The following is a 12124-nucleotide window of genomic DNA, read 5'->3' on the forward strand; positions in this document are numbered from 1 at the left end:
CAGCGGCTGTCATGGCATCTGCCACGTGCCCAACGCAAAGATCACCCTGGGGTACTCACCCCCATCTGGAGCGGTACTCCTCGGGGCCGTATGGGCTCCAACCCTCCAGGTGTGATTCGAGATCTTTAGGGGTGAGTTCGGGCGGTGTGGGCATGGTAGGCAACTCCTTGAAGGGGTTGATTCGCTCGATGTGCTGTTGAGCCCATGTCAGCCACTGCTCGGCATCGGAGACTCCGCTGCCGTTCGACCTCGCCTGGTTGATCCGTTGCTCCAACTCTTCGCAGTACTCCTGGAGCTCTCGCACCCTCCTCCAGTTCGCAGCCTGCTCAGTCAGGTACGTGGCGTAGTAGGCCTCGGTAGCCGCGACCCGTGCCACGGCCATGGCTTCCTCCCAGCGCGCCTTGCGCTGGGCCTTGGCGATCTCTTCGTCGATCTTGCGCTGCTCGTCGTCGCGGGCGCGGGTCTCAAGTTCCTCCAGGACAGCGCCGAGGACGTCTTCCAGCTTCCACCGCTTGCGGTCGGCCCAACGCCGTTGCCGTCTCTGGAAGTGGTAGTTCAACTCAATGGCCAGACGCCCGTATCGCTCGTCATTGGTTGACTGAGGGGACTCCTCCCGGATGGTGACCACGTAGGAGTAGCCCTCGATGCCGATCTGAATCTCGCCATCGCGACGCGAGTAGTGCCTCTCGTGGTAACGCCCCTGGTAGTAGTACCCGCTGTTCGCCTCCTGGGAGATGGGACGCTCGCGAACCGTATGTCCTCTCCGGACCGCCTCGGCCACGAGGGCTTGAAGAATCAGGAGCGAACGGCGACGCAAATCCTTGGGCATCCGGAGCCAGCGCTCGTCGTCTCGCAGGCTGGCCACCACCGGGTGAGGCGACCGCAGTTGGTTCGGCACTGGTACGGCGGGGAGTTCCTCAATCCGGGGCCTCGAATTGCTGTGCGTACCGGGCATGAGCTGGATACGGAGGTCGCCGTTCCACTGCTTCTGCTTCTCGAGGTAATGGCCGTCCGGGACCATCCCATGCCGCTTCGCGAAGTCCACCACGCGTCGCCATTCGCCGATTTCATCCTCGCTCGGCTTACTGATCACCACCGTACGCTCGGTGGCCAGACGCTCCATGAGCCGCATCGCGGCCTCGCGTCTCTTGGCAGCCATGGTGACGGTGGTGTGCGGAGCTGATCGTTTGGCTGGCACCGTTGACGTCGGCGATTGCGCCTTCGCAGGGGTACAAGATCGTCGGCGCGGTCTCGCTTCGGACGCCTTCCGCTTTCCTGTTTCGGCCGTTCGAGGGCCCGTGCTGGACGGGTGCTACCACTGGTGGCTGGAAACCCCCGTGATCGAGAACATCCGCGCCGAAATCGTCGACGCCGCCGACCTGCTCGCCGAACTCGAACTCGACGCCGACCGCCCCGACCGCTCCGCACGCGCCGCCCGCCAAGGACTCGCCTCCGACCCCTACGCCGAACAGCTCTGGCGGGCGCTCATGCGAGCCGAGTACGAAGCCGGGAACATGAGCCGCGTCCACGAGGCGTGGAAAGCCTGCCTGAAAGCGGTCGCCGAAGTCAGCGCCGACGGCGACCCCCACCCCGAAACCATAGCGCTCTACCGTCAGCTCACCGCCACTCGCCGGCCCGCCTGAAGCGCTCGTGTCGTCGCCGCTCCATGCCGAAGACCTGCCCTACTTGGCCGCTGTAACGGAGCACGACTTTCCCGTTACTAGAAACGATCTTTACTTTTATCTTCACTTTATGTGATGATCAACGGCGTTTTGCCCACACTGTTCGAAAGGCTGTGAGTGAACAGACGCCGATCAGCGTCCGGTTTATCCGTCCGGACGCGCCGCCGTGCTGCCCTGATTGGGACTCTGATGCTGCCGCTCTCGCTTTTGAGCGCGCCCGCGGTCGCCCAGGCCCCAGACCCAACACCATCTCCGGCCCCGACCTCCGCTTCGGCAACCCAACCGAAGGCATCTTCGGATCCGGCCCTGAAGGCCGCGTGGGATAAGGCAGCCAAATCCGGTAAACCCGTCGAGGTCCCCGGCAAATTCACCGAGAGGATGAAGGTCTGGGCGCAGCCCGACGGCAAGCATCTGCGCGCCGAGTTGTCCACCCGGCCCGTACAGCTGAAGAACCCGGCCAGCGGCGCATGGGAGCCCATCGACACCAAGATCGTGGCGCGCGATGGCAAGCTGCAGGCGGCGCGGGTCAAGTCGCCGCTGACCTTCGGCGGGCGCGGGTCAAAGCACCTGGTATCTGCGAAGGGGGAGCAGGGCACCAGCGGCCTGGAGGTGACCCGGACGCTGCCGGAGCCGAAGGTCTCCGGAAGCACGGTGACCTATCCCGACGCCGTGGCGCCGGGGGCGGACTTGGTGGTGATCGCCCAGGCCGAAGGTTTCGTCTCCCAGGTGGTTTTCCGGCGCAAGCCGGACGGGCCGGTGACTGTACGCCTGCCCCTCACCCTGCCCAAGGGCAGGACGTTTGGTAAGACGCCCGAGGGGTTGCCGCAGCTGAAGGACGCGAAGGGCAAGGCGGCGGCGGCGCCGGTCGTGCTGACCGCGATGGACGCAAAGGTGGAGGCCTCGCCCGAGCAGGGCAAGACCTCCCGCGTCGAGGCCCGGGTGGAGACCTCCGGCACAGCCTCGGAGCTGGTGTTCACCCCGGATGAGAAGTTCCTGGCCGACCCGGCTGTGACCTACCCGGTGACGGTCGCCGCCTCCTCCGAGTGGTTCGGCGGCGGACTACCCGATGACGCCTGGGTCAACAAGAACGACCCCTGGAGCAACCACGCCGCGGACGGTTGGCTGCGCGCGGGGACGACCCAATCCAGCGCGGACATCGCCCGGGTGTACCTGTGGTACAACCTTGACGACCCGGTGCTGGAGGGCGCCACCGTCAAAGACGCCGACCTGTACATGTGGAACTACAAGTCCAGCGGTCCCGGCGGAGTGCTGTGCGGCGACACGCTGGGGTCCGGCATCGTCGCCCAGCAAGTGACCTCCTACTGGGACACCTGGGATCTGGACTGGGACCATCAGCCGACCAGAGCCAGCGCCACCGAGGGGCTCAACAAGGCCGGCTACAACTACGACGACTCCGGCACCTGGTGTGCCAAGGACGAGGCGCTGGTGCACCGGGTGACCACCATGGTCCGCGGCTGGGTCGAGCAGGGGGTGGCCAACGAAGGGTTGGTACTGCGGGCCTACAGCGAGACCGCGACGACCAACTGGCGCCAGTACTACTCCAGCGAGTACGGCGGCGGCAACCCATACCCGGGCTACCGTCACCCTCCCACACTGATGATCGAGTACGAGCCGGCCCAGCAGGTGCGGGCTTTCTGGTTCCGTGATGACGACGGGACCGAGCCCACGCTGCAAGAAGTGCTCGCCCATGTGAACGATGCCAGTCCCACCCCGGGCCCAGACCCAGATCCCGTGACGGCAGAGCAGGCGTTTGAGGAGGGCGAAGCTGAAACCGATACAACCGTGGCAGCAAGTATTGCGGACGCCGCGCCTCCCCCATGGGCGACTCAAGAAGAGATAGATGAAGCGGTAGCAGACGTAGCCCCTCCAGAGGATGGACCAGATGGCTGCCTTCTAGCTCGCTGGAAGTTCGACGAAGGGCAAGGAGCCGAGGCGGAGGATTCGTCGGGTTACGGGCGGATTGCGACATTACGAGAGGGTGCCGGTTGGACTACAGGTCATTCTGGTCAGGCACTTTCGACAACCGGTAATTCCGATGGCGCCCAATCTGACGAACCGGTGGTTGTGACCGACAGCAACTACACGATCGCTGCTTGGGTTCGTCTCAAGGACTCTTCCAATGCATATCAAGTAGTTCAACAGAAGGGCCTCAACCAGTCAGCGTTCTACTTCGGAACAGACTCTAGTAACCGGCCAACTTTCAAGGTATTCCCTGCGGACGCCACTGATGCCGCGCCTGTCGGAGTAACCTCCGAGACAACGGCTCCTGTGGGGGAATGGTTCCACCTTGCCGGTGTTTATAACCAAGATGCGGCTCAGCTCTCTCTGTACATGAACGGCCAACTGCTTGGCGCCATCTCAGTTCCGCCGGCCTGGTCAGCCCAAGGTCCGTTCAGCATGGGAGCGAGATTCAACGGCGATCTGGATGATGTGCGCCTTTACGAGAAGGTCCTCACCAACAGTGATATCACCGCAGTACAAAACGATGAACCCGTCCCCGCCTGCACAATAGAGGACCCGAGCCCCAGCCCGAGCCCCAGCCCGAGCCCCAGCCCGAGCCCCAGCCCGAGCCCCAGCCCGAGCCCCAGCCCGAGCCCCAGCCCGAGCCCCAGCCCGAGCCCCAGCCCGAGCCCGAGCGCCAGCCCGAGCGTGACCCCATGCACCGCTCCCACCTGGAAGACGGATAGTTTCTACTTCCAAGACGATAAAGTCACTTGGAAGGGCCATGAATGGGTAGTCGCCGGTTTGTTTGCCGCCGGGGAACCAGGAAATGATACTGCATGGAGGGATAACGGGGCGTGTGGTGCTCCTGCCCCTTCGCTGTCTCAGGCACAACAAGGTAAGAGCGACACACTGTCGACGTCCCCTTATGCGTCTGCCGCCTCTACCACGAAAGAGGGGCCGAAGCGATGGGATCTGGATGACTGCCGCAAAGCGTCTTTCGTGTCAGGCGGTTGGCTGGCGAGTAGGTTCTCCCTCTGCTATAACCTGCAGACTTCCAAGAAGACCGCATGGGCTGAGCAGTGGGTCGTCAGCAGTCAGGGAGCCCGCAGGACTGGCCGAGTGAAAATGACAATGGCCATCCTTGAAGACACTTATCAGAATGAGAGGACAGTCGATGAACTGGTCGACGTAAAAATTAAGGAGGCGACGGGCACTCTAGCCGATACCTCTATCTCTGTCACGAACAGCACCAAGGGATGGCCCTTGCCCGTAGGACACTGCGACCCCGACCTGAGCCCAGAGTACGGATATGGCCTACCGGTACGAACTAAGACCGTCTCCGGATGGAGACTATCACCAACGACGAAGTTCAGATATTACTCCCCTGCGGCGGGCGCAAACGGCGATGAGAAAATAAGCACATGTTCAATCAGGCCAACCCTTAGCGTCGCATGGGATCCCGCGAACGCCTCTTTTCTGTACACTGGCCAAGCAGATAATGGCAAAGATGTAAAGGCCAACATCCGCTGCGACTCCGCAAGTTACATCAGATGGTACAAAGTTGGCGGGTGCGTCTTCTATCGAGCCACGACGCTGCTCTGGATGAACGACGTAGACCCCGACACAGGGAACGACTGGCCCGAACAAGCCAAGCATGACTACGACGCCCTGTACCACCCCGAGATTACGTACCCATCTCCAGACGACGGTGGCCAGAAGAACATGGCCGGGAAAATCAACGGGAAGAAACTTCACTACGCAGCCGACGGCGAAGCGAAGAAAAAGAATTATGGCAAATCCTACAGAACCTGCTTGAAACAGAGGGGTGGCAAAGGATGGAACTCGACCCACAACAAGGACCCCAACACTAAGGCGGTCCAGTGCGACGAGTTCCCTTTTGCATCTACAAAAGAGGGAACTACCAAGGCAGATCCCCACTACAACTACTCGGTAAGACTTATCAACGCCTACCAGAACTGGCTATTTGGTCAAAGGCTAGGGTACTGGTACTATAACAACCGGATGTTACGCCGGGATGGCTTCTGGCTGAGCTTCGAGCCTCGAGACGACTAAGGTGCGTGTCTCCCTCCGCGACGCGGAGGGAGACACGCACCATCTGCTTATGGAGGACCCGCTATGGGGGAAGCGCGCTCATTAACCCGCCTCACCGTCTTTATTGAGAACGGCGAGTTCATCCTAATGGATGTAGAGGGGGATGCCGGTCTGCCTCCCGGCGCTCCAGACCCTAGAACATTGTCTGTAATGTCCACTACCTGGCTGACCGCCGGGGCTAATGCCGCCGTCATCTCTAGCGACTTCGACGTACACACAGCAGATGTCGTAGTCGAAGTATGGAGCGGCGAACCCCCCGTCGATCCCACACCTCAGTCGGACGTATCAGAGGCAATCTTCACCTCAAGTTCCGGCACGATCACTTTCGACGAAGTCACGGGTACCGATGAAGATTATCCAGAGATCCACCTAGGCCTTCCTGGGGACTACCATATTCGCGTGATTCGGCGGCGCCTGCGGAGTGAGGATCCGACAACGCTCGTCGCCGAATTCGAGGGACTGGAATTTTTCTGCATTCAACTCTGGCGGTTATAGGCAGGGCTCCGGCGTAGTCGCGGTTTGATGCTTGATGTCCGGATCGTAGTGGGGCGCGCCGGAGAGACCTGCGAGCGGGCACGGTCTTCGCGATCATGAGGTTGTCGAAGCCTTGATCGTGAGAGAAGACCGTGCCCGCGCCCTCATCATCCCCGATCTTTACCGTCCTCGGCCAGTTGGCCGCGTTGCCGTCGGCCGAACGTGACGCGCTCGCCGGCCGGGTGCCGCAGTTGATGGCCTATCTGGCGTGGGTTCCCGATCCGCGTGACCCGCGAGGGGTACGACATTCGCTTGTATCGCTCCTGGCCGGTGCGGTCGCGGCGACACTCACCGGGGTAACGTCATGGGCCGCGATCAGCGACTGGATCGCCGGTGCCCCCGACCACGTCCTTGCGGCGCTGACGATCCGCAACGACCCGCTCGCCCGCCGCTATGGGGTGCCGGACGAGTCCACAATCCGCGCCAGGCTGGAAGCACTGGACGCCGTAGCCTTTTCCGCCGCGACCGACGGTTGGCTGAAGGACCTGGGCACGGCCCGGTCCAAGGCCGCGCAGGCGACCGGCCATAGGCCATGCCGCCGCCCGCGCCGGGTGCTGGCGGTCGACGGAAAGGCGTTGCGCGGCACCCGGCACCACACCGCCACCGGCCGCGCCGCCCACCTGCTCGCGGTGACCGACACCCGCACCCTGGCCGTCCTCGGCCAGGTCGAGGTCGACGGCAAAAGCAACGAGCTGACCGCGTTCGCTCCGCTGCTGCAATCCCTGGATCTGGCCGGCGCGGTGGTCACCGCCGACGCCCTGTACACCCAGCGCGAGCATGCCGTTTTCCTGGTCGAGCGCAAGAAGGCGCACTACATCCGCCTCCGGCTTTCGGTCGGGGTGATCGGGATGGTAGCCGTGCTCCAGATAGAAGCGGCCCGCCTCGGTGATCACGGCCTTCCAAGTGCCGCGTCGCTTTGAAATCTCGACGAGCCCTCGGTTGCGTAGTGCGTGCGCCGAATGCCGTTCGGGCACGTCATCAGGTCCGCTGAGGTCCTCGCCGGCTGAGATCCGCTTGAGGAGGGCGAGCTGGCGGGGATTGACGGGGTCCCAACGGTGCATGACGTCAGCTCACACCTGGCCATGGAACGAAGGCAACCTCTCGTGTCGCAGAAAGTGCGGAGAGTCATGCCGAGTGATTTGAACTGCCGTCGATGGCCGGTAGCCGGAGCTTGTTGATCAAGGTGCCCAGGAGAACTCGTTTGAACCCGTCAGTGCCCCCTGGCGGCGTTCAGACCGACGGTCAAATGACGGTCAAACGATCAAGGGCCTGATCGCTGTCTCCAGCGATCAGGCCCTTGACCTGCAACTACCTGGTCGGGGTGGCGGGATTTGAACCCACGGCCTCTTCGTCCCGAACGAAGCGCGCTGCCAAGCTGCGCTACACCCCGGTCGCTTGGACTTTTCGTCCTGCGCCTCGGCAAGTCTAGCGGACTTTGCGGCTGCTTGTGTCATCCGGCACGACGGGGCGGCGGGGGACGAGCGTCAGCAGGGTCGCCTCGGGCGGGCAGGCGAAGCGCGCGGGCGCGTACGGCGAGGTGCCGAGTCCGGCCGAGACATGCAGCCAGGAGCTCTCGTGCCTGCTCAGCCCCTTGACGCGGGCGCGGTCGATGCCGCAGTTGGTCACCAGGGCACCGTAGAACGGAATGCACAGCTGTCCGCCGTGGGTGTGCCCGGCCAGCAGCAATTGATACCCGTCCTGGGCGAACCGCGACATATTGCGCGGCTCGGGCGAGTGCATGACGCCGAGCCGTAGGTCGGCGTCCACGGGAGTCTGGCCTTCGATCTCGTCGTACCGGTCCCGGTCGATGTGGGAGTCGTGGATGCCGCCCACGTGGACGTCGAGGTCGGCCACCTTGAGGCGGGCCGTCGCGTTGTTCATGTCCAGCCAGCCGGCCTCCCGCATCGCGGCGCCCAGCTCGGCCCACGGCAGCGTTGGCACGTGCTGCCGGGAGTCTCCCTTGGACGTACGCCACAAATAGCGGGCGGGGTTCTTCGGCCGGGGGGCGTAGAGGTCGTTGGAGCCGTAGACGAACAGACCCGGCCGGTCGAGCAGCGGTTCCACGGCGTACATGTACGACTCGACCGCGTCGGGGTGCGCCAGCGTGTCGCCGGTGTTCACGACGAGGTCGGGGTCGAGGGAGGCCAGCGAACGCACCCAGTTGATCAGCCGGTGGCGCCGGGGCGTGAGGTGCAGGTCGGAGATCTGCAGGATCCGGACCGGCCGCTGGCCAGGAGCCAGGACGGGGACGTCGAACCGGCGCAGCCGGAACCAGTTTCGCTCGATCACCGAGGCGTAGCCGACACCGGCCACGCCGAGGCCGAGGATGGACAGGGGAATCGCGGCTGCTTTCCTCACACAGCCATGATGCCCGACGTACGGCCCGCCTCCCGCATAACCTGGCGAAGACGGGAGCCCGGGCACGGCAAGATGGACGCATGAGTGCGTTGAAGGACAAGCTGAAGGCCGACCTCGCGGCCTCGATGAAGGCCCGTGACGAGGTAAGGCTCCGGACCATCCGGATGGCTCTGGCCGCCGTCAACGTCGAGGAGGTCGCCGGCAAGGAGGCCCGCGAGCTCTCCGACGACGAGGTGATCAAGGTGCTGACCCGCGAGGCCAAGAAGCGCCGGGAGGCCTCCGAGGCGTTCGCCGGCGCCGGGCGGGCCGAGCAGGCCCAGGCGGAGCTGGACGAGCAGGCGGTCCTGGAGGAGTACCTCCCCGCCCAGTTGGGCGACGACGAGCTGAACGCGCTCGTCGACGAGGCGATCGCCGAGAGCGGCGCGCAGGGCCCCAAGGCCATGGGCCAGGTCATGAAGATCCTGAACCCGAAGGTCGCGGGCCGCGCCGAGGGCGGCCGGGTCGCCCAGGCCGTACGCGCCCGCCTGTCCGCCTGACGGCCGCGGGCGCCCGGCCGAGACCGGGCACTCAGCCTGACGAACGAGGCCGGAAACGCCGATGGGCCGCTCCTCGGCGAGAGGAGCGGCCCATCGGGAGAAGGATCACCCGAACGGGTCGAAGGGCGAGTCGCCGCCACCGGGGCCACCGCCGTTGCCACCGCCACGGCCGTTGCCGGGACCGCCGCCATGGCCGTTGCCGCGACCGTCGCCACCCGGACCGTCGCCGCCGCCCCGGTCGGACTTCGGCTTGGGCGGGGGAGCGCACTGGTGGGCGCAGCCGCCGAACCTCGACATGTCCGGCTTGACGAACGACGAGGCGTCGACGTCCTTGAGCGCCGACAGGAAGGTCGCCTTCCAGATCGGGCCCGGGATGCTGGCGCCGAAGACCGAGCCGTACGACCGGCCGCCAATGACGCGGTTGCTCAGCGGGTAGCGGACCGGGCCGCGCGGGTCGCCGAGGCTGACCGCACCCGCCAGGTCGGGGGTGAAACCGGCGAACCAGACGGTGCGGGAGACGTCGCCCGTACCGGTCTTGCCGGCCGCGTCCCTGCCGATGCCGCCGACACCGGACATGGTGCCCTTGGTGAACACGCCCGACAGGATGCTCGTGGCCGCGTCGGCGACCTCGGCCTCGACGGCCTGCTTGCACTTGGGCTTGAACGAGGTGACCTTGTTGAAGCGGTCGGTGATCTCGGTGATGGCCATCGGCGCGCAGTACTTGCCGCGGGCGCCCAGCGTCGCGTACGCCGTGGCGACGGTGACCGGGTCCATCTCGTTGAAACCGAGCGTGAACGGCTCGAACTCCTGGAGTTTGCCGCCGTCGGCGCGCTTGATGCCGAAGTCCTTGGCGGTCTTCACGACGTCGCAGAGGCCGACCTTCTGCTCAAGCGTGAGGAAGAAGGTGTTCACCGAGCCCCAGGTGCCGGTCTGCAGGGTCAGGAACCCTCCGTGGCCCTCCGCGTTGTGCAGCGGGGTCTTGATGTCGCCCACGGAGTTGCCCTTGCAGTCCTTGAACGCGGAGTAGCTGGGCGCCGTGTAGGTGCTGCCGACGTTGAAGCCGTCGTTGAACTTGTAGCCTTCCTTCAGCGCCGTCACCAGCGTGAACATCTTGAAGGTCGATCCGGCCTGGAAGCCCGTGCCGCCGCCGTGCAGGCCGTCCGCGACGACGTTGATCGACATCTCGTTCTTCTTCTTGCTGGTGCCGAACTTCCGGCTGGAGGCCATCGCCTTGATGGCTCCCGTGCCGGGCTCGACGAGTGCCTCGGAGGCGACCGGCTTGTCGCTCGGGAAGACGTACTTCTTGATGGCCTTCTCCGCCGACTTCTGCATCTTCCGGCTCAGCGTGGTCCTGATCGTCAGGCCGCCGCGGGCCAGGAAGTCCTGCCGGGCCTTCTGCGTCTTGCCGAACTGCGTGTCGTTGAGGATCTCGTTGCGCACGTACAGACAGAAGTACGGGTAGTCGCTCTCCTCGCAGCCGCCGGGGATCTCCTTGTCCTTCCACCCCAGCTTCTTCTTCTTGGCCGCGTCGCGATCGGCCTCGGTGATGATCTTCAGCTCGGCCATGCGGTCGAGCACGACGTTGCGCCGGGCCAGCAGCCGGTCACGGAACTCCTTGCCCCGGTTGGGGTCGGTGGCGTTCGGGTCCTGGACGGCTCCCGCGAGGGTGGCGGCCTCGCTCAGGCTCAGCTCGGAGGCGTGCTTGCCGAAAAAGCGCTTGGACGCCGCCTCGATGCCGTACGCGCTGGCGCCGAAGTAGGCGATGTTGAGATAACGGTTGAGGATCTCGTCCTTGCTGTACTTCTGCTCGATCCCCATCGCGTAGCGGATCTCGTTGAGCTTGCGCCCCACGGTCGGCGCGACGGCGGCGGCCTTCTCCTCGTCGGTCTCCGCCTTGTTGTACAGGACCTGCTTCACGTACTGCTGGGTGATGGACGAGCCGCCCTGGGTCACCCCGCCCGTGGTGATGTTCCTGACCAGGGCGCGGGTGGTGCCCTCGACGTCGAGCGGGCCGTGCTCGTAGAAGCGGAAGTCCTCGATCGCCACGATCGCCTTGCGCATGATCGGCGCGATACGGTCCATCGGGACCGATTCCCGGTTCTCGAAGTAGAACTGGGCGATCTGCTTGCCGTCCGCGTCGAGCAGGACCGTCTTCTCGGGCAGCGGCGGTTCGTCGAGCTTCGCCGGCTTGAGGCTCAGGGTGTCGATGCTCGACTTGACCGTCACGCCGGCCCCGCCCACGGCGGGTAGTGCAATGGCCGCCGCAAGCACTCCCGCGACGCCCGCGGCGCCGATGAGGCGCAGGCCCGCACCTGTCCGGGATGCCAGAGTTTTGCCGTGTGCTTGCACGGATCCAAGGGTACGTCCGTTTGGTGACTCTCCCGGCATCGACCTCACAGGTCCGCATTACCCCCCGGCGGGGGGGACTAGTCATTCCCGGCCACATGGCCTGACATGACCATGCACGAATTTGGTCCCCCCGGGGTATGTCGGTTCGATCGTTTCGTTGCGTACTTTCTCCTCTGCGGCTACTGCAACCAGGAGGCCCGACGCCCGCGCCCGTCGGCCGAAACGACGACTGACCACCTAAGGGGAGTGGGGTCGAACATGTGGATCACGGATTGGACCTCCCGTGCCGCCTGCCGAGGTGCGGATCCTGACGCACTCTTCGTGCAAGGCGCCGCCCAGAACCGGGCCAAGCTCATCTGCCGTGGATGCCCCGTCCGTACCGAATGCCTCGCCGATGCGCTCGACAACCGCATCGAGTTCGGGGTGTGGGGCGGGATGACGGAGAGGGAACGGCGCGCGCTGCTCAGGCGCAGGCCGGATGTGGAGTCCTGGCGCGACCTGCTGGAGTGCGCCAAGGAAGAGTACGAGCGGACCAACGAGTTGATCGCCGGCTGAGCCCGGCGCGGCGTCCCGCGGCGAAGCGGGACG

9 protein-coding genes and 1 tRNA gene are annotated in these 12124 nt (G+C 64.8%); 6 read left to right on the forward strand and 4 right to left on the reverse strand.

The window, feature by feature from the left end:
• Positions 1 to 55: 55 nt before the first annotated feature.
• Complete coding sequence (locus FH610_RS09810; protein WP_161627962.1) at positions 56 to 1159, reverse strand: hypothetical protein; 1104 nt, start codon at positions 1157 to 1159, stop codon at positions 56 to 58.
• On the opposite strand from FH610_RS09810, the gene FH610_RS09815 reads away from it, so the two are divergent.
• The 4 genes from FH610_RS09815 (at position 1158) to FH610_RS09830 (ending at position 7213) form a co-directional block, all read left to right on the forward strand.
• Positions 1158 to 1643 (forward strand): bacterial transcriptional activator domain-containing protein, encoded by a 486-nt coding sequence (locus tag FH610_RS09815; protein WP_161627963.1) that lies wholly within the window; start codon positions 1158 to 1160, stop codon positions 1641 to 1643. The genes FH610_RS09810 and FH610_RS09815 overlap by 2 nt on opposite strands.
• 228 nt (positions 1644 to 1871) lie before the next feature.
• Positions 1872 to 5720 carry a LamG-like jellyroll fold domain-containing protein gene (locus FH610_RS09820; protein ID WP_139573985.1) on the forward strand — a complete coding sequence of 1283 codons (3849 nt, stop codon included), beginning with the start codon at positions 1872 to 1874 and terminating at the stop codon, positions 5718 to 5720.
• A 63-nt stretch (positions 5721 to 5783) separates the two neighbouring features.
• A complete protein-coding gene (locus FH610_RS09825) occupies positions 5784 to 6254 on the forward strand; it encodes a hypothetical protein (protein ID WP_139573986.1) in 471 nt (156 codons plus the stop codon).
• A 176-nt stretch (positions 6255 to 6430) separates the two neighbouring features.
• Entirely contained in the window at positions 6431 to 7213 is a 783-nt protein-coding gene (locus FH610_RS09830; protein WP_139573987.1) for an ISAs1 family transposase, read from the forward strand.
• A gap of 393 nt (positions 7214 to 7606) precedes the next feature.
• On the opposite strand, the gene FH610_RS09835 is transcribed toward FH610_RS09830, so the two are convergent.
• Together FH610_RS09835 and FH610_RS09840 are read right to left on the reverse strand one after the other, a co-directional pair.
• Positions 7607 to 7683 (reverse strand) — tRNA-Pro (locus FH610_RS09835).
• Between the two features lie 35 nt (positions 7684 to 7718).
• Entirely contained in the window at positions 7719 to 8651 is a 933-nt protein-coding gene (locus FH610_RS09840; protein WP_139573988.1) for a metallophosphoesterase, read from the reverse strand.
• Positions 8652 to 8731: 80 nt separating this feature from the next.
• On the opposite strand from FH610_RS09840, the gene FH610_RS09845 reads away from it, so the two are divergent.
• Positions 8732 to 9187 (forward strand): GatB/YqeY domain-containing protein, encoded by a 456-nt coding sequence (locus FH610_RS09845; RefSeq protein WP_139573989.1) that lies wholly within the window; start codon positions 8732 to 8734, stop codon positions 9185 to 9187.
• 105 nt (positions 9188 to 9292) lie between these two features.
• Here the strand turns inward: FH610_RS09845 and FH610_RS09850 are convergent, their stop codons facing one another.
• Entirely contained in the window at positions 9293 to 11428 is a 2136-nt protein-coding gene (locus FH610_RS09850) for a transglycosylase domain-containing protein (protein WP_338104526.1), read from the reverse strand.
• Positions 11429 to 11794: 366 nt separating this feature from the next.
• Here FH610_RS09850 and FH610_RS09855 point away from each other — a divergent pair, with 366 nt between their 5' ends.
• Positions 11795 to 12091 (forward strand): WhiB family transcriptional regulator, encoded by a 297-nt coding sequence (locus FH610_RS09855; protein ID WP_139573991.1) that lies wholly within the window; start codon positions 11795 to 11797, stop codon positions 12089 to 12091.
• Positions 12092 to 12124 lie beyond the last annotated feature (33 nt).

This window comes from Microbispora catharanthi (assembly GCF_006334915.2).
Classification (GTDB): Bacteria; Actinomycetota; Actinomycetes; order Streptosporangiales; family Streptosporangiaceae; genus Microbispora; species Microbispora catharanthi.

Excerpts from the sequence above, each read along its gene's own strand:
- FH610_RS09815 (WP_161627963.1), top strand. The coding sequence starts at position 1,158 with ATGGTGACGGTGGTGTGCGGAGCTGATCGTTTGGCTGGCACCGTTGAC.
- FH610_RS09810 (WP_161627962.1), bottom strand. The coding sequence starts at position 1,159 with ATGGCTGCCAAGAGACGCGAGGCCGCGATGCGGCTCATGGAGCGTCTG.
- FH610_RS09820 (WP_139573985.1), top strand. The coding sequence starts at position 1,872 with ATGCTGCCGCTCTCGCTTTTGAGCGCGCCCGCGGTCGCCCAGGCCCCA.
- FH610_RS09825 (WP_139573986.1), top strand. The coding sequence starts at position 5,784 with ATGGGGGAAGCGCGCTCATTAACCCGCCTCACCGTCTTTATTGAGAAC.
- FH610_RS09845 (WP_139573989.1), top strand. The coding sequence starts at position 8,732 with ATGAGTGCGTTGAAGGACAAGCTGAAGGCCGACCTCGCGGCCTCGATG.
- FH610_RS09855 (WP_139573991.1), top strand. The coding sequence starts at position 11,795 with ATGTGGATCACGGATTGGACCTCCCGTGCCGCCTGCCGAGGTGCGGAT.